Origin of the sequence: Shewanella oneidensis MR-1, assembly GCF_000146165.2 — a bacterium.
Lineage (GTDB): Bacteria > Pseudomonadota > Gammaproteobacteria > Enterobacterales > Shewanellaceae > Shewanella > Shewanella oneidensis.
Map to the genome: position 1 here is coordinate 2,399,570 of NC_004347.2, position 17,459 is coordinate 2,417,028.

Annotated in this window: 15 protein-coding genes, 2 tRNA genes and 2 pseudogenes; 11 read left to right on the forward strand and 8 right to left on the reverse strand. The window is 43.9% G+C overall.

Annotation, left to right across the window (positions count from 1 at the left end; translation table 11 throughout):
- Window positions 1-36 precede the first annotated feature (36 nt).
- Entirely contained in the window at window positions 37-663 is a 627-nt protein-coding gene (locus SO_RS10485; RefSeq protein ID WP_164925704.1) for a LysE family translocator, read from the forward strand.
- 224 nt (window positions 664-887) lie between these two features.
- Entirely contained in the window at window positions 888-2,645 is a 1,758-nt protein-coding gene (locus tag SO_RS10490) for a SulP family inorganic anion transporter (protein WP_011072293.1), read from the forward strand.
- Between the two features lie 450 nt (window positions 2,646-3,095).
- Here SO_RS10490 and SO_RS10495 read toward each other — a convergent pair.
- Window positions 3,096-3,759 (reverse strand): annotated as a pseudogene (locus SO_RS10495) (glutathione S-transferase).
- Window positions 3,760-4,030: 271 nt separating this feature from the next.
- Between SO_RS10495 and trhO the strand changes: the two are divergent.
- From trhO to SO_RS10510, 3 genes and pseudogenes are all read left to right on the forward strand, one after another.
- Complete coding sequence (trhO, locus tag SO_RS10500) at window positions 4,031-5,032, forward strand: oxygen-dependent tRNA uridine(34) hydroxylase TrhO (protein WP_011072295.1); 1,002 nt, start codon at window positions 4,031-4,033, stop codon at window positions 5,030-5,032.
- A gap of 207 nt (window positions 5,033-5,239) precedes the next feature.
- Window positions 5,240-5,581, forward strand: a pseudogene (locus SO_RS10505) (hypothetical protein); the annotation flags it as partial.
- A gap of 57 nt (window positions 5,582-5,638) precedes the next feature.
- Entirely contained in the window at window positions 5,639-6,841 is a 1,203-nt protein-coding gene (locus tag SO_RS10510) for an IS256-like element ISSod4 family transposase (protein WP_011072296.1), read from the forward strand.
- Between the two features lie 552 nt (window positions 6,842-7,393).
- On the opposite strand, the gene SO_RS10515 is transcribed toward SO_RS10510, so the two are convergent.
- The 3 genes from SO_RS10515 to SO_RS10525 all read right to left on the reverse strand — a co-directional run bounded on the left by SO_RS10515 (window position 7,394) and on the right by SO_RS10525 (window position 9,212).
- A tRNA-Val gene (locus SO_RS10515) sits at window positions 7,394-7,470 on the reverse strand.
- Between the two features lie 37 nt (window positions 7,471-7,507).
- Window positions 7,508-7,584 (reverse strand) — tRNA-Val (locus SO_RS10520).
- Window positions 7,585-7,832: 248 nt separating this feature from the next.
- Window positions 7,833-9,212, reverse strand: a complete 1,380-nt coding sequence (locus SO_RS10525) for an MATE family efflux transporter (RefSeq protein WP_011072297.1) — start codon at window positions 9,210-9,212, stop codon at window positions 7,833-7,835.
- 33 nt (window positions 9,213-9,245) lie between these two features.
- Between SO_RS10525 and SO_RS10530 the strand changes: the two genes are divergently transcribed.
- Window positions 9,246-9,866, forward strand: a complete 621-nt coding sequence (locus SO_RS10530) for a riboflavin synthase (protein ID WP_011072298.1) — start codon at window positions 9,246-9,248, stop codon at window positions 9,864-9,866.
- An 8-nt stretch (window positions 9,867-9,874) separates the two neighbouring features.
- Here SO_RS10530 and SO_RS10535 read toward each other — a convergent pair whose 3' ends face one another.
- Both SO_RS10535 and SO_RS10540 read right to left on the reverse strand, forming a co-directional pair.
- Window positions 9,875-10,075 carry a CPXCG motif-containing cysteine-rich protein gene (locus SO_RS10535; RefSeq protein WP_011072299.1) on the reverse strand — a complete coding sequence of 67 codons (201 nt, stop codon included), beginning with the start codon at window positions 10,073-10,075 and terminating at the stop codon, window positions 9,875-9,877.
- A 251-nt stretch (window positions 10,076-10,326) separates the two neighbouring features.
- The gene (locus SO_RS10540; RefSeq protein ID WP_011072300.1) at window positions 10,327-10,557 is read right to left on the reverse strand and encodes a hypothetical protein; all 231 of its coding nucleotides are present in this window, start codon (window positions 10,555-10,557) and stop codon (window positions 10,327-10,329) included.
- A 333-nt stretch (window positions 10,558-10,890) separates the two neighbouring features.
- Between SO_RS10540 and thrS the strand changes: the two genes are divergently transcribed.
- From thrS to rplT, 4 genes are all read left to right on the forward strand, one after another.
- On the forward strand, window positions 10,891-12,819 hold the full coding sequence (gene thrS, locus SO_RS10545) for a threonine--tRNA ligase (protein WP_011072301.1): 1,929 nt from the start codon (window positions 10,891-10,893) through the stop codon (window positions 12,817-12,819).
- 3 nt (window positions 12,820-12,822) lie between these two features.
- The gene (infC, locus tag SO_RS10550; RefSeq protein ID WP_011072302.1) at window positions 12,823-13,365 is read left to right on the forward strand and encodes a translation initiation factor IF-3; all 543 of its coding nucleotides are present in this window, start codon (window positions 12,823-12,825) and stop codon (window positions 13,363-13,365) included.
- 85 nt (window positions 13,366-13,450) lie between these two features.
- Window positions 13,451-13,645 carry a 50S ribosomal protein L35 gene (gene rpmI / locus SO_RS10555; RefSeq protein ID WP_011072303.1) on the forward strand — a complete coding sequence of 65 codons (195 nt, stop codon included), beginning with the start codon at window positions 13,451-13,453 and terminating at the stop codon, window positions 13,643-13,645.
- A gap of 16 nt (window positions 13,646-13,661) precedes the next feature.
- On the forward strand, window positions 13,662-14,018 hold the full coding sequence (rplT, locus tag SO_RS10560; protein ID WP_006081652.1) for a 50S ribosomal protein L20: 357 nt from the start codon (window positions 13,662-13,664) through the stop codon (window positions 14,016-14,018).
- Between the two features lie 181 nt (window positions 14,019-14,199).
- On the opposite strand, the gene trxB is transcribed toward rplT, so the two are convergent.
- Both trxB and ald read right to left on the reverse strand, forming a co-directional pair.
- Window positions 14,200-15,153, reverse strand: a complete 954-nt coding sequence (trxB, locus tag SO_RS10565) for a thioredoxin-disulfide reductase (RefSeq protein WP_011072304.1) — start codon at window positions 15,151-15,153, stop codon at window positions 14,200-14,202.
- 251 nt (window positions 15,154-15,404) lie between these two features.
- Window positions 15,405-16,520 (reverse strand): alanine dehydrogenase, encoded by a 1,116-nt coding sequence (gene ald / locus SO_RS10570; RefSeq protein ID WP_011072305.1) that lies wholly within the window; start codon window positions 16,518-16,520, stop codon window positions 15,405-15,407.
- Window positions 16,521-16,700: 180 nt separating this feature from the next.
- Here ald and lrp point away from each other — a divergent pair, with 180 nt between their 5' ends.
- Window positions 16,701-17,207, forward strand: a complete 507-nt coding sequence (gene lrp, locus SO_RS10575; protein ID WP_007647640.1) for a leucine-responsive transcriptional regulator Lrp — start codon at window positions 16,701-16,703, stop codon at window positions 17,205-17,207.
- Window positions 17,208-17,459 lie beyond the last annotated feature (252 nt).

Genomic DNA, 17,459 nt, shown 5'->3' on the forward strand with positions numbered 1-17,459 from the left:
CATATTGACACTGGTGGCGCTAAATGGATAGCCCTTATGGATATCCAACTTATCAATGATCCGAAGCTATGGACGTTAATGGTCTCTGCTGCATTCTTTTGTGCAACGATGACCATGACACCCGGTCCAAATAATATTTTACTTGCCAGTTCCGGCGCCCATTTTGGCGTAATGCGAACTCTTCCTCATATCGCGGGCATCCGTTTGGGCTCAACTTCACTGCATCTTTCTGTCTTACTTGGCCTTGGCGCTTTATTCGAGGTATTTCCTTATTTGCATCATATTCTTAAATATGCCGCATTGTTGTATTTGCTACATCTTGCCTATCGTTTGGTCACGTCTCCGGTGAACGCGGCTCATTTAGATGAGGGGCGTAAGCCGATGAGCTTAATGGAGGCAGCATTGTTCCAGTGGATTAATCCAAAGTCATGGATGTCGACGATTACCCTTTGTAGCGCTTTTACTTTGGGTGGCGAAGGGTTTTGGCTAAGTGCTTTATTGGGTGTGCTAGTGTTTAATTTGGTGGGCTTTCCCGCCTCATTTACTTGGGTGTTTGTTGGCGCTGCAATCAGCAAAACGTTGAATACCGATAAACGTCGCCGCCACTTTAACTGGTTTATGGGCAGTTTACTGTTGGTCTCACTGCCAATGATCCTGCGGTAAACAACGCTAATTGCACTAAAACCTTAAATATTCTGGGATACTGGCTCGCTTAATGATTGGCTTTATGCCATAACCAACATAATATTGATGGCTTTTTTAGATAACAGCCTTAATAGCCAAACAACCCGTAGATGCTGGATTTTGTGGGTATAACATTTGGATAAGGTGAGTTATTTAACCATAACAAGTTATTAATTAACTTGGGAGTATATGGAGGTTACCGCGTGAAGTTTCCCAGTTTAGTATCGTTTATGCCCGGCTTAGCGCTGATGCTGCAATATGAGAAGCAATGGCTTAGGGATGATGTGCGGGCGGGGTTATCCGTTGCAGCGGTTGCCTTGCCTGTGGCTATTGCCTATGCCCAACTTACTGGGGTGAATGCCGCCGTAGGCTTATATTCTTGTGTGTTACCCATGTTAGTGTATGCATTGTTTGGCACCTCAAGACAATTAATCGTTGGGCCAGATGCTGCCACCTGTGCTGTTATCGCGGCCGTGGTAACTCCACTTGCCGCTGGCGACAGTATGAAACACTGGCAACTGGTGATGACCATGACAGCGATGACGGGCTTTTGGTGTTTGATCGCCAGTCGTTTCCGTCTTGGTGTCTTGGCGGACTTTCTCTCTAAACCGATTTTGATGGGGTTACTCAATGGTGTGGCCATTACCATTATTGTTGGTCAATTTTCGAAAATTTTCGGTTTCACTTTCGATGAGCGCTATTTAATCGAGCGACTTTCCGGCGCACCTTCATATTTAACCAAAACCCATTGGCCGACTTTACTGATGGGGTTAGTGACTTTGCTGACCTATGCTTTGGTAAAACGTTATCGCCCGCAGTGGCCTGCATCAATGTGCGCCATGGCGGTGGCAGCATTTTTAGTGTGGGCCTTTAACTTAACCAGCTTTAACATCAATGTGGTGGGTGAGGTGAGTGCTGGGTTACCTTCGTTTCAAGCGCCAGTTTTCGATATAGGGATTGCCCGTGAATTAGTGGTACCCGCACTTAACCTTGCGATGGTGAGCTTTGTGAGTATGATGCTCACCGCACGAAGCTTTGCAGCTAAGAATGGCTATGATATTGATGCAGATAAAGAATTTAGAGCATTAGGTATTGCAAATATCGCTTCTGCTTTATCTCAAGGTTTTGCGGTTAGCGGTGCTGACTCACGCACAGCGGTTAACGATGCTAACGGCGGTAAAAGTCAGCTTGTATCGATTATTGCTGCAGTTTTAATTGCGCTTGTTGCGCTGTTTTTTACTGCGCCGCTGAAATATATTCCCAGCTCAGCCCTCGGCGTAGTGTTAGTTATTGCCTCTATTTCGCTGATTGATTTAAAGGCGCTATGGAATTTGCGAGTTAGGGACCGTTCGGCCTTCTTACTTGCTTGTACAACATTGTTCTCAGTATTGTTTATTGGTGTTATCCCCGGGATCACCTTGGCAGTATTGCTCGGGTTATTCCAGTTTTTAGCGACCGTGATGCGTCCAACGGATCAAGTGTTAGGGCTCGATCACAAAGGTGTTATTCGTAGTGTGGATGATTCTGGTAAGGCTAAATCTGTGCCTGGGGTATTTATCTATCGTTTTAATTCGCCCTTAACCTACTTCAATGCCACTTACTTTAAACGGCGGTTATTGGAGAAGTTTATCCGTGAGCCAGATCCTGTGGACTGTATCATTATCGATGCAGTACCTTGCTTTACCCACTTGGATTTAAGTGTGATGGCGATGCTTGCTGATCTGCATCAATTATTAAAAAAGCGTGGAATACGTTTAGTGTTAGCGGGCCGGAAAAGGCAGATGCTCGGCTGGTTTGAACAGGCGGGGATGCAGTCAGGCGAGGGCGGTATCTTAATTCGACCCGATTTATATCTTGCACTGAAAATGAACCAAAGCTACAAACAAGCACTGGCAGAAGGACAGGCGCCCGTGATCAAAAAAGCGCCTGAGGATGATGTGTTATTATATAGCCATTTATAGGATATCATTTCAGCAACAAGCGCGGCAAAGTACGCGCTTTTTGCTTTACCGCTCAAAAATAGTGCATTTAAGCTCGAGGCTATATGCCTCTAAATCTTTATAAATCAGTCATTTTGAAGTTTATCTAAGGGGATCAACCCATGGTAGGCGTAATAGCCAATGGGCCCTAAAAGTAAACTGAGAAGGCACCAAAGGCATTTTTGGTTGGTGCTGAGGCTAACTTGACTCTTAATTACCCTAGCCGCGAATAAGCAATGCAGCAGGATTAAACCAATTAGCATCGCAATGATTATAATATCCGTATTATCCAAGTACATTATCCCTGTTATTCATCGTGAAGACTTAACATTAAATGTTAAAAACAATTAAGTTACTTTACCGAAGTGGCATCTACTTTACGTGAACATTTTACCGATTGCTATTGGGTATATGAAAAATAAACGTTAATTCTTATTTACTTATAGACGTCCCTAACAAGCTAATTAGACAATTTCCAGCATTCCAGATCACATATTTTTCCATAGCGTGTTGAAATACTTCACTGCTTGTTAGCTCAGTTAACCAAGCCGAGAGCCTTGGATAGTCAGTGTTCAAATCACGTTTGGCGTCTACCGCATGAAATTGGCGGATGAATGGCATAGTCCGCGATAGTGAGTTGATGACTAATGAGATAGGGATGAAGGCGTAGACAGGTTTCGAGCCGTGCTAAGAATAGACTGGCGTTAGCAAAATAGTCTGCTTGAGAGTGCTCAGGGTAGCGATCGGCATATTTATACTTATCTAGCCAAGGTTTGAACTCAGTATCATTTTGTATAATCAGTTCGCTGATGAGTCTTTGCTCTGCTGATGTCTGCCCAAGCAGCATAGTCGCTGAGGTTGAATTTCCAAGAGAAATCGCCCAGCTCATAATCTCTATGCTTTCAGAAATCACTTGGCCGTTGGGGAGTTGCAATACAGGCACAGTTCCTTTGGCTGAAATGGCTAGCATCTCTGCAGGTTTTGCCTTCAAGGTAATTTCCCGTATTTCCACATCGCATTGTCCAAGTATTAAGCCGAGTCTCGCCCGTATGGCATAGGGGCAACGGCGAAAACTGTAGAGTATGGGTAAGGGCATGTTGTCTGTTCCTTGGCGTTAACAGCAGGATTGCCATTAACGCGACCAGTATAAATGAGCAATAATAGTGATTTTTAAGACAGAAATACCGCCTTCCTTAAGGTTTATCTTCTGGTTGCCTTGTAAATAAGCAATGACCTTGGTTTTTGTCTGTGTTTATTCGAGTGTGACTCAGGTAGAATTTCGGCCGTTTTTGCGACCCAGCCTTGGCTTGGGTTATCACTAGGTTTATGCACTGGAAATTAAGTTCCAGCCAGCAGTTGAGGGTGCTATGTCTAACGTCGTTGTATGTGCTTTATATAAGTTTGTTTCATTACCGCATTTTGAGTCGCTGCGTGAGCCACTTCTATCCATGATGGAACAGGCTGAAATTAAAGGTACATTGTTGCTGGCAAGTGAAGGGATTAATGGCACTGTGGCGGGAAATCAAGCCGCAATTGATGCATTGCTCATATGGCTTAATCAGCAAAATGGTCTAGAGAATATTACTTACAAGTTATCTTTTGATGATGAAATGCCTTTCTACCGCACTAAGGTAAAGCTTAAAAAAGAAATCGTGACCATGGGGGTTGAAGGTATTGATCCACTTAAAGTGGTTGGCACCTATGTCAAACCTAAGGATTGGAACGCGCTGATTAGCGATCCCGAAGTGGTGTTGGTCGACACGCGTAACGATTACGAAGTGCAAATTGGCACCTTTAAAAATGCCATCAATCCAGTGACAGAAACCTTCAGAGAGTTTCCCGAGTATGTTAAGCAGAATTTAGACCCCGCAAAGCATAAAAAAGTCGCTATGTTCTGTACCGGTGGGATCCGCTGTGAAAAATCAACAGCTTATTTAAAAGAACAAGGTTTTGAAGAAGTTTATCATCTCGAAGGTGGTATCCTTAAATACCTCGAAGAAGTTAATAAAGCAGAAAGCCTGTGGGAAGGCGAATGCTTTGTCTTCGACAATCGTGTGGCAGTTGATCATGATTTAAAGAAAGGTCAATACGATCAGTGTAATGCTTGTCGTATGCCAATCACTGAAGCTGAAAAATTAACCCCAGATTATGTGCAAGGGGTGAGTTGCCCACATTGTATCGATAAGATTTCTGAGGAGCAGCGGAAACGTTTTGTTGAACGTGAGCGCCAAGTGAATTTAGCCAAATCTCGCAATGAAGCTCATATTGGTAGCGATGTTAATCATGTGATTGAGGCCCGTCGTCAAAAGAAAGAAGCGCTGCGCAAACAATCTGCAGAGAAAAATAAAGCGAAACAGGCTAACGCTTAAATCGTGAATAGCTCGGCGCTGGCGTAATATGGGATAGACTTTACTGCCTAATGTTATCGATGGCCCGATTTATTCGGGCCATTTTTTATCCATTTGCAGATGATATATTTATGCCGTTCTAACCCTATGGTAAATTGTTGAAATCACGTCTAATTGGTACATAAAGCGGCATTGGTTTTACGCATCACATAAAAGGTGAACAAGGGAATGAGTATTTGGAAAGAGCTATACGATATTTTCGATAAAGAACGCAGTCGCTGGCAACAGTCCACAGCAAACAAGCAAGCCATCGCCTTTGAATTAAAAGCAAATTTAGGCTTTCTTGCCGATGCATTAAGCAGTGATTTACCGCCTCTAGCCATCATTCAAGGGCTTGAGTCATCTTTGTTTGAGGCCAAAATAAAAGAAGGGCTAACGCTCACAAGCCTTAATCGAAGCAAGGTGACGTTGACATTTATTGGGGAATTTACGGAGTTTACTAAGTATGTTGGCAAAGATAATGCGGAACTTATCGAAAATGCCTACTCAAAAATTAAATCCCTACAAAAGGGTAGTGTTCATAATTCTGTGTCATTTCAGTAAAATATTCAAAAACAGGAATGACACATGACCCAACCTTTTAACTTCGAACAAGCCCTTAAAGATCTGCAGTCAGGTAAAAGCCTCACAGGTAAAGACAGCATTCTTGGCCCACTGATCAAGCAACTCACTGAAGCGGCTCTCCAGGCTGAGCTTGAGCAGCATTTAGCGCATGATCCTCAGGCTAATCGTAAAAATGGCAAAACCCCTAAGACAATTAAGCATCCGTCCGGTAACTTTGAGTTAGACGCGCCTAGAGACCGCAATGGCACCTTTGAGCCTCAGTTGATTAAGAAAAATCAAACTACACTAACCGATGAAATCGAACGTAAAGTGTTATCGATGTTCAGTATAGGTATGAGCTATCGCGATATTAATCAACATGTTGAAGATATGTATGGGCTCAATGTGTCTAACGCAACAGTCAGTGCTATCACTGACAAACTCATCCCCGAACTTAAAGCGTGGCAACAGCGCCCATTAGATAGCCATTATCCTATCGTTTGGCTTGATGCGATACATTATAAAGTCAAAGAGGATGGGCGTTACGTCAGTAAAGCCGTTTACACATTGTTAGCGCTTAATATGAAAGGAAAAAAGGAAATTTTGGGGCTTCACTTGTCCGAAAATGAAGGCGCTAATTACTGGCTATCCGTACTGACCGATCTTAATAATCGTGGTGTAAAAGATATTCTTATCGCCTGTGTTGACGGCTTGACCGGTTTCCCTGAGGCCATAGCCAGTATCTTCCCTCATACGGAAACACAGCTATGCGTTATCCACCAGATCCGCAACTCAATGAAGTATGTCGCCTCAAAAAATCAGAAAGCGTTTATGGCTGATTTAAAGCCTGTGTATCGAGCCGTGAGTAAAGAAGCCGCAGAGATGGCATTGGACGAACTGGAGGCCAAATGGGGTGATGCTTATCCGTTGGTAATCAACTCTTGGCGTCGCAAATGGCATAATTTGTCCCATTATTTTAAGTACCCAGAACATATCAGGAAAGTGATTTACACGACCAATGCGGTTGAGGCTGTACATCGCCAATTTAGAAAGCTCACCAAAACCAAAGGTGCATTTCCTAATGAAAATAGCTTGTTGAAGCTACTTTACGCAGGCATATTAAACGCCTCAGATAAATGGACCATGCCAATCCACAATTGGAGCCTTTGTTTATCTCAGTTAGCGATTTATTTTGAAGGACGTTTAGATAGCGTGCTAGAAATTTAAAAATTAGCCTGACACAGAATTTTGAACGCCCTCTACAAAAGCTGGCTTTGGCCCAACCCGACAAGAATTATGATCTAAAGATTAAGTCTCTCTTCCGATTTCTGGTGTTTCTCGTTGCCCATCTTGAAAGTCGTCCGTTAAATCAACATTCTGCGCGTAAAATGCAGAAGTAACCATTATCTTAACCACTTGGTTGATTGTTTGGGTTATTCCAATGACTGTCCGCTCAATAATATAACTTCCAAGCCTGCTTTGACTCACCATCAACTAAATGTGCCAATCCAGCTAGTCGTCAGCGTAAAAATCGTCAAAAGCATCTTGTACCAACAGGTCTGGCACGAAATGGGTACAAATTTGGAAAAACGGCGAATTTTGGGGGAGCAGCGGTAAATGTGGGTTAAGCAATCGAGGCGTAATGAGGCAGAGTAGAGGGGGGCAGGTTTGAATGCCTAGTTTAGGCTCGAAAATTTTATCTTAGGCACAAATGTAAATTTAGAGTCTTAAGAGGAAGTTATATTAAACTGTTATTTTATAGGGAGTTAAAGTAAGAAATGGTACACCCGAGTGGACTCGAACCACCGACCCCTACCATGTCAAGGTAGTGCTCTAACCAACTGAGCTACGGGTGCACTGTTTGAATTTCAAATTTAGACTCTTTGAAGAGAGTGGTACACCCGAGTGGACTCGAACCACCGACCCCTACCATGTCAAGGTAGTGCTCTAACCAACTGAGCTACGGGTGCATTGTATTTACGGTATCTAAAGCATTGCGCTTCGGAACGAGCGCTTATATTAGGGGGATAGCGAAAGGCTGGCAAGCAAAAAAACGAAATTTATTGCCAAATGGTGAATTGATGTGCAACTTGCCCAGTGTTTCAGCAAAGTTACTGATAAAACGGCAAGTTAGGTTTCAATGAGTGCAAAATGGGAAGAGGTAAAACAAAACGGCGAGCTTAATGCTCGCCGTTGGTTTAAGTCATAACTGCCTGCGTTAATGGTGCACGCTGTCGCCTTCAATCAGACTTAAATGTACGCGATGTTTTTGGATATAACGTAGGCGGATAAAAAATAGCAGCGCCGCGGAGGTGAGGCCTGCAATCAATCCTGTCCAAAAACCATGGGCGCCCATTGCCGGTACAATAAAGTCTGTATAGGCCAAGGTATAACCTAAACTCATGCCGATTCCCCAGTAGGAAAATAGCGTGATATAAAACGCACTGCGGGTATCTTTGTAGCCACGCAGCGCGCCCGCGGCGACCACTTGTACTGAGTCAGATAATTGATACAGCGCCGCCATCAGCATCAAACTGCCCGCAAGGACAACCACTTCGGGATCACTGTTATAAAGCTCGGCGATTTGGAAGCGGAATAACACTGTTAATATCGCTGTCGATAGTGCTAATGACAGGGCTAACAATAAGCCGACTTTGGCGACCACTGCAGAAATATCAGCACGATCGCGGCCGAGGTAATAACCAATCCTAATCGAAACTGCGATACCAATGGAGAGTGGCAACATAAACACGATAGCAGAGAAGTTTAAGGCTATTTGATGGCTTGCTACCACTGTGGCACCTAAGGGCGCCAATAAGAGGGCAATGATCGCAAACAGGCTTACCTCAAAAAAGAGTGCCATTGCAATCGGTAGGCCGAGCTTGGTCATTTTTTTCATGGTGGCAAAATCGGGACGATGGAATTGGCTAAAGGGCGCTAATGCGGCAAATTTCTTATGAAATTGCATATAAATCGCCATGGCAATTAACATGGCCCAAAACACCAATGCCGTCGCGATACCGCAACCCGCGCCTCCCATAGCGGGTATCCCGAAGTGGCCATAAATAAAGATATAGTTTGCAGGAATATTCACCGCTAGACCCACAAAACCGATGACCATGGTAGGCAAGGTATAAGAAATCCCTTCACTGCAACCACGGAGTACTTGGTAAAGCACAAATGCGGGTGCGCCCCATAAAATACCGTCGATATACCCTATGGTTAAGTTGTACAATTGCGGTTCTAAATTCATATGGCTAAGTACGAGTGGCGCGGATGCGAGAAACACCATCACGCCAAGGCCACCGATTAAAGCCAGATAGGCCCCTTGAAATGCTAATGGTTGAATGGCTTTTTGATTATTAGCCCCATTGTGGTGAGCAAATAAAGGGGTGAAGGCCATAAGCAGGCCTTGTACAAACAAAATAGCCGGTAACCAAAGACTGGTTCCCACTGCCACGGCAGCCATATCGACAGCACTGACTCGACCCGCCATGACAGTATCAATAAACCCCATCATGGTTTGGGTCACTTGGGCAATCAACACAGGGAGTGCGAGTTGAATTAAGCGTTTGGCTTGAAAGCCTGAATGTTTCATAAATACAGCCTTTAACGAATAAGCGAGCAAAAAATGTTTACTGGTATAGTTCAAGCCACCTGCGAGGTGGTTGCAATACATAAGAAAGATGGCCTAAATACCCTTGAGGTAGCGTTTAAACCTGATTTGCATGAGGGACTTGCGATTGGAGCAAGTGTGGCAAATAACGGGGTATGTCTTACTGTGACTCAGGTTGTCGATGATAGGGTATTTTTCGACGTAGTGGAAGAGACCTTAAGATTGACTAATCTGGCGGGTTTATCCGTGGGGCAGCATGTTAACATTGAACGCTCGCTCACTTTTGGCAGTGAGATTGGTGGTCATATCTTATCAGGTCATATCCATACTAAGGCAAAAGTATCCCATATTAGTCATACCGCACAGCATTACGATCTAACCTTGAGCGTCGAACCTAAGTGGATGAACTATATCCTTTATAAAGGCTTTGTCGGGGTAAATGGCTGTAGTCTAACGGTTGGTGAGGTAACAGATTGCAGCTTTATGCTGCACTTAATTCCTGAAACCCTTAAGTTGACCAATTTAGGCCAATGTCAGGTCGGAGATGAGTTCAACATCGAAATTGACAGCCAAACCCAAGCGATTGTCGACACTGTCGAGCGTGTATTGGCTAAACGTTTTAACGGACTATCTTAATAAAAAGCCTAGTAAATTTGCTCGTCGTCCGAGTCAATATAGATCTCAATGGTTCGACGGGCATCATCTACATGTAAACGTAAGTGAATAGGATTACAGCAAATCCGGCAATCATCATAATATTCTTGGTCGCCACTACTGGCATCAATACTAATATGTTGATGGTGCCCGCAGTGGGGACAAGCAATCACTTTATTCATGATCCTCATGGCACAACTCCTCACTAATCCAATACTTGGGATGACTCTCATTACTTAGCTAGCAGAGCTCAAGATTCACCACATAATCAACCTCAGTATACAAGCTTATATTGAGCTAACTTAGATAAAGTCGGTATCAAAACTGAATTGGCTAGATTTTCTAGATACGATTAGTCCTGCACTTTTTAACATCATTGTTATAAGCACTTTGGATGCGTCAGAGCGTTGCCCTGAGTGAAGTTGTAATCAAGCGAGTCAGCTTAATCCTTTACGGTGACAGTAACCGCTGGCCCTGCTGGTAATATACCGTCCTCGATATTTTGTGTAATTGCCAGGGATAACTGCTTCATTTGCTGCTCCAGTTCTGCATGGAGATCCGCCTGCAATCCCTTTGAATCAAATTGGATTTCTACAGAGTCATCAAGATATGACTTGGGCGGGATCATGGTCATTTGGTTAATCGTCACTGCTAATAGGATGCTTGTAAACATACCAACTCCTTTTGATGAGTTAAGTGCCACAATTTGTCCGAGCGATATCTATTCAGTCTCATCTCAATACCGCCTTAATCAACTCGGCTAGACTAGGGGTGTTAGATGACTTCCACATGACATATTGACTGCAATCTGATGAATTGAATTGGGAAGGATATCGCGCAATTAACCCTTTTAGCTTGCGTGCCTTTAAGGCTATCCCGTAGAATGGCTGTCCTGCTACGCAAGGCGGCTAAGACTCCTGTACTGTCTTAACCTCGCGAGCATTACTCTTTTTACTTAATCACCATGTGGCCCTACGTGTGGGTCACCACTGGACAAGGATATTTCATGCCTGTAATTACTCTTCCTGATGGTAGCAAACGCGAGTTTGCACATCCCGTATCGACTCTCGATGTTGCCGCTGATATTGGCCCAGGTCTTGCCAAAGCTTGTATTGCGGGTCGCGTGAATGGCGAATTAAAAGACGCTTGCGATCTTATCGAAACCGATGCCGAACTTTCTATTATTACCGCTAAAGACGAAGAAGGTATTGAAATCCTTCGCCATTCTTGCGCGCATTTATTAGGCCATGCAATCAAGCAATTATGGCCACAAACCAAGATGGCGATCGGTCCTGTGATCGATAACGGCTTCTATTACGATATCGATCTTGAGCACAAACTGACTCAAGATGATATCGAAGCCCTTGAAAAACGCATGCTTGAACTGGCAAAAACCAATTATGACGTTGTTAAACGCGTTGTGAGCTGGCAAGAAGCCCGTGATACCTTCGCCGCACGTGGTGAAGAGTATAAAATTGCGATTCTGGATGAAAACATCAGCAAAGATGCGACCCCTGCGCTGTATCACCACGAAGAATACACTGACATGTGTCGTGGTCCGCACGTGCCTAACATGCGTTTCTGCCAGCATTTTAAGCTGATGAGTATTGCTGGTGCCTATTGGCGCGGTAACTCCGAAAACAAAATGCTACAACGCATCTACGGTACAGCTTGGGCGGATAAAAAAGCCCTGAGCACCTATTTAGCTCGCCTCGAAGAAGCCGCTAAACGTGACCACCGTAAGATTGGTAAACAGCTTGATCTTTACCATATGCAAGAAGAAGCACCGGGCATGGTGTTCTGGCATAATGATGGCTGGAGTATCTTCCTTGAATTAGAAAGATTTATCCGCCGCAAACTCAATCAATACACTTACCAAGAAGTAAAAGGTCCGTTAATGATGGACCGTGTACTGTGGGAACGTTCAGGTCACTGGGATAAATACTCAGAAGCCATGTTCACCACCAGCAGTGAAAACCGCGAATATGCAATTAAACCAATGAACTGTCCAGGCCATGTGCAGATCTTCAACCAAGGGTTGAAATCTTACCGTGATCTGCCATTGCGTATGGCTGAGTTTGGTTGCTGTCACCGTAATGAACCTTCAGGTTCACTACACGGTTTAATGCGCGTACGTGGTTTTACGCAAGACGACGCCCATATTTTCTGTACTGAAGATCAAGTTCAAGCCGAAGTCAGCTCTTGTATCCAAATGGTATACGACACTTACTCCACCTTTGGCTTTGAAAACATTGTGGTAAAACTGTCGACTCGTCCGGAAAAACGTATCGGTGACGATGCAATGTGGGACAGAGCCGAAGAAGCACTCAAGCAAGCTTTACGTGCGAACAATATCGAATTCACCATTTTACCGGGTGAAGGCGCCTTCTACGGTCCTAAGATTGAGTTTACACTCCATGATTGCTTAGACCGTGCATGGCAGTGCGGAACTGTACAGCTTGATTACGCCTTACCAAGCCGTTTAGGTGCAACTTATGTGGCGGAAGATAACAGCCGTCAAACACCTGTGATGATCCATCGTGCAATTTTAGGTTCGTTGGAGCGTTTCTTAGGTATTCTAATTGAAGAATATGCTGGTCGGTTCCCAACATGGTTAGCGCCAATGCAAGTTGTCGTGATGAATATCACCGACAAACAGGCTGATTATGTTGAAGAAGTGGTCAAATTCTTCAAAGAACAAGGTATTCGTGCCTCATTTGACTTGAGGAATGAGAAAATAGGCTTTAAAATACGCGAACACACCTTAAGGCGTGTTCCTTATTTATTGGTCGTTGGTGACCAAGAGATGGAAAATAAGGAAGTCGCGGTGCGTACTCGTGATGGAGTAGATTTAGGTAAGATGCGAATAGAAGATTTCGCCGCTAAAATCCATCAACAGATTTCGCTCCGTAGTCTCAAATTGTTGGAGGAATAGGTCATAAAGATCAAGAAGACAGCAGGGCGTCAGCTGGCCCCTAATAGAATCAATGAAGAAATCACAGGTGTACCTGAAGTACGCTTAACTGGCATTGATGGTGAAGCTATTGGTGTGGTGAGCATCAGAGATGCTCAGAATTTGGCAGATGAAGCGGGTGTAGACCTAGTTGAAATTAGTCCAAATGCTGAACCTCCAGTATGTCGCATTATGGACTACGGTAAGTTCCTGTTTGATAAGGCTAAGTCAGCCAAGGAACAAAAGAAGAAGCAAAAGCAGGTTCAGGTTAAGGAAATTAAATTCCGTCCTGGAACTGACGAAAACGACTATCAGGTAAAACTACGCAACCTGATACGTTTTCTGGAAGACGGGGACAAAGCGAAAATTACGCTGCGTTTCCGAGGTCGCGAAATGGCCCACCAAAATCTTGGTATGGATCTGTTGAACCGTATCAAGACTGATTTGGATGAGTATGCGGTTGTTGAATCTTTCCCGAAAATGGAAGGTCGACAAGCCATCATGGTGCTAGCGCCTAAAAAGAAATAAGTAGGGCAACCTATAAAAGTAGCGAAGGCTATATGCCTTCGCTCGCCTTGCTTTTTATTTAACATCCCAATGCGGAGTTTTAGTAATGCCTAAAATGAAAACCGACAGAGGTGTAGCGAAGCGTTTTAAGAAAACCGCTAATGGTTTCAAGCGCAAGCAAGCCCATTTACGTCACATTCTGACCAAAAAGAGCACTAAGCGTAAGCGTCACTTACGTAACAAGTGTTTAGTTGCCAAAGTTGACGTTCCAGCAATCGCGCGTCAATTACCATACGCTTAATTTAGGAGATTAGAAAATGCCAAGAGTTAAGCGTGGTGTAACCGCTCGTGCTCGTCACAAGAAAGTTTTAAAATTAGCTAAAGGTTATTATGGCGCTCGTAGCCGTACTTACCGTGTTGCTGTTCAAGCAGTAACTAAAGCTGGTCAATATGCTTACCGTGACCGTCGTCAGAAAAAACGTCAATTCCGCCAACTGTGGATTGCACGTATTAATGCTGCAGCTCGTCAAAATGGTCTGTCTTATAGCCGTTTCATCAACGGTCTGAAAAAGGCGTCTATCGAAATCGATCGTAAGATTTTGGCTGACATCGCTGTATTTGACAAAGTTGTATTCGCAACTTTAGTTGAAAAAGCAAAAGAAGCGTTAAACTAAGAAATTAGTTTGTCGCACTTAAGAAGGGACCATTTGGTCCCTTTTTTTGTAGCTGATTGTTAGGAATTTATTTCAGCTGAAGCCACAAAATGCAGATAAAAAATAGCAGGCTTAGGTGGTTAACCCGTGCCTGCTCTTTTTATTTGAGTCAACTCATGATCTAGATAAGACTTAGCTCAGATTATTTCTTTGCGTCTAGGTAACGCTCGGCATCTAATGCAGCCATACAACCAGTACCCGCAGAGGTAATCGCTTGACGGTAATGTTGGTCCATCACGTCACCAGCGGCAAACACACCTTCGATGCTGGTTTGAGTGGCGTTACCTTGAAGGCCGCTTTGTACCTTCAAATAGCCGTTATTCATCTCTAATTGGCCTTCGAAAATCCCAGTATTTGGGCTGTGACCAATGGCGACGAACACACCGGCAACGGCTAGATCAGTAATTGCACCATCTTTGGTGCTCTTCATTTTCAGGCCTGTTACACCCATAGCATCTCCAACCACTTCATCCATAGTCTGATTGAGATGCAGGATAATGTTGCCATTAGCGACTTTATCCATTAAGCGATCAATTAGGATTTTTTCTGAACGGAACGTATCTCGGCGGTGAATTAAGTGCACTTCGGCGGCGATGTTACTCAAATAAAGCGCTTCTTCAACGGCTGTGTTACCGCCACCAATCACTGCCACTTTTTGATTGCGATAGAAGAAACCATCACAGGTCGCACAGGCCGATACGCCGCGTCCTTTGAATGCTTCTTCAGACTCAAGCCCTAGATAACGGGCAGAGGCGCCAGTGGCAATGATCAGTGCATCACAGGTGTACTCACCGTTATCGCCTTTTAAGCGAAAAGGGCGCTCAGTCAGCGTCACTTCATTGATATGGTCGAAAAGGATTTCAGTATCAAACTTTTCTGCGTGCTTTTGCATACGTTCCATTAGGGCTGGACCCGTTAGATCTTCTGCATCTCCTGGCCAGTTTTCAACTTCAGTCGTAGTTGTTAGCTGACCGCCTTGCTGCATACCTGTGATCATTACAGGCTTTAAGTTTGCGCGCGCAGCATAAACTGCGGCCGTGTATCCTGCGGGACCTGAACCTAAAATCAATAGGTTACTATGTCTGACTTGGCTCATTTTTCTCTCCGTGCTTTTAGCAAATTGCATGGATTGTAGGGAATTTACCGGAAGGGGTAAAGCACTGTTTGGGTATTCTTTTAGATTGTGCTAATCGAATCCTAAGGCAAATTGTTAGTTTGGGTTTGCTCATGCGAAGGGCTAAAACCCGCATGCTTAAAGGAATGTGTGATCTTGATAAAAATCGGCCTCACAAAGTGAGGCCGAATAAAACAGAGTAGATCATTCGGGAATGACTAGGCTCAATATGATTAGGCTAATAGGCCAGTTGGTGCGGTGTACTCAAGATTTAATGCTTGAGCCACTTCTTTACAAACCAGTTTGCCGTGCATTACATTCAAACCGTGCAGTAAGTGCTTATCTTGTAATAAAGCTTCTTTATAACCTAAGTTAGCTAACTTAAGGATATAAGGTAGGGTGGCGTTATTGAGTGCAAACGTTGAAGTACGAGCGACGGCTCCGGGCATGTTCGCCACACAGTAATGTACGACGTCATCCACAATATAAGTTGGGTCTTGGTGAGTTGTTGCATGGGATGTTTCTACGCAGCCGCCTTGGTCGATGGCGACGTCAACAATAGCACTACCTGGCTTCATGCGTGAAATCATGCTACGCGTGACTAGTTTTGGTGCCGCAGCGCCAGGAATTAACACACCTCCGATGACCAAATCGGCTTCTAATACATGGCGTTCAATCGCATCGGCAGTTGAGTATACGGCTTTCACTGCTGAACCAAATTGCATGTTTAAGCGACGCAGTGCATCAATGCTGCGATCAAGCACAACCACATCAGCGCCCATACCCACTGCCACTTGTGCGGCGTTAGTGCCGACCATACCGCCACCAATGATGACAACTTTAGCAGGTTCTACACCGGGTACACCACCTAATAACATTCCACGACCACCGGAAGATTTTTCCAGCGCCATCGCACCCGCTTGGATTGACATACGGCCAGCCACTTCTGACATCGGGGCAAGTAGAGGCAGTCCACCGCGGTCATCTGTCACTGTTTCGTAAGCGATGCACACTGCACCACTTTTAATTAAATCTTCTGTTTGTGGTAAATCTGGCGCTAAATGCAGATAAGTGAATAAAATCTGGTCATGACGCAGTAAAGCGCGTTCCACTGCCTGAGGCTCTTTTACCTTCACAATCATCTCTGCTTTAGTGAAAACTTCAGCAGCAGTTGCTAATATTTTAGCGCCAGCATCAACATAATCCTGATCAGTAAAACCAATTCCCGTGCCGGCATTCGTTTCAACAAACACTTCATGACCCTTGATTGTCAATTCGCGAACGCTTGAAGGAACCATACCGACACGATATTCGTGGTTTTTAATTTCCTTTGGTACACCAATAATCATTTTTGAGCCTCAATTACCTGAAAAACCCACTTTTAATGGGCATAATTGTTATTTTATCGTGACCTGAACGTGATTAATTCAGGGATATCTAGTATAGTATCGGCGACGCAGTTTATGCTGCTGAACTTTTGACATACGTAGAATAAAATGTTGTTTTAGTGATAAAGCAAGGTTAAATAAATGGCATATAATAAAAAGAGTCCTGTAAAAGACTTGGATCGCATCGATCGCAACATTCTTAATGAATTACAAATTGATGGACGCATTTCAAATGTGGAACTGTCTAAAAGAGTTGGATTAAGTCCAACTCCGTGTTTAGAAAGAGTGAAACGACTCGAAAAGCAAGGATATATCAATGGCTATACGGCTTTGGTGAATCCTCATTTCTTGGGTGCATCCCTACTGGTATTCGTGGAAATCACTCTGAGCCGTGATACCCCCGAAGTATTTGATAAGTTTAATCGCGCTGTGCAACTGTTGGATGATATTCAAGAATGTCATCTGGTTTCTGGTGACTTTGACTACTTATTGAAAACACGTGTTTCTGATATGTCGGCTTATCGCCGCTTATTGGGCGAAACGCTACTGAAATTACCTTCCGTTTCTGATACCCGTACATACGTGGTGATGGAAGAAGTTAAACATACGAGTCGTGTTGCGATAAACCACCTGTTATCTGATATTTAATACCCTGAACGTTTGTAATAAGGGGCCTAGGCCCCTTATTTATTCCAGTGTCAGCCCTTTCAAACAATATCACTAATCTTGCTTAGCCCTTAGGTTTCCCGCTTAGGGGCATATTTTTATCGAGAATTTATCTTCAATAACGAGAATAATTGGTTGCGCAATAACCAGTTACAATCTAAAAGTTTAAGTTTGATGATCTGAGAATGCTTTTTTGTCTTATGCCAGTAAATCTTAGGAGAAAAACCACCTAAG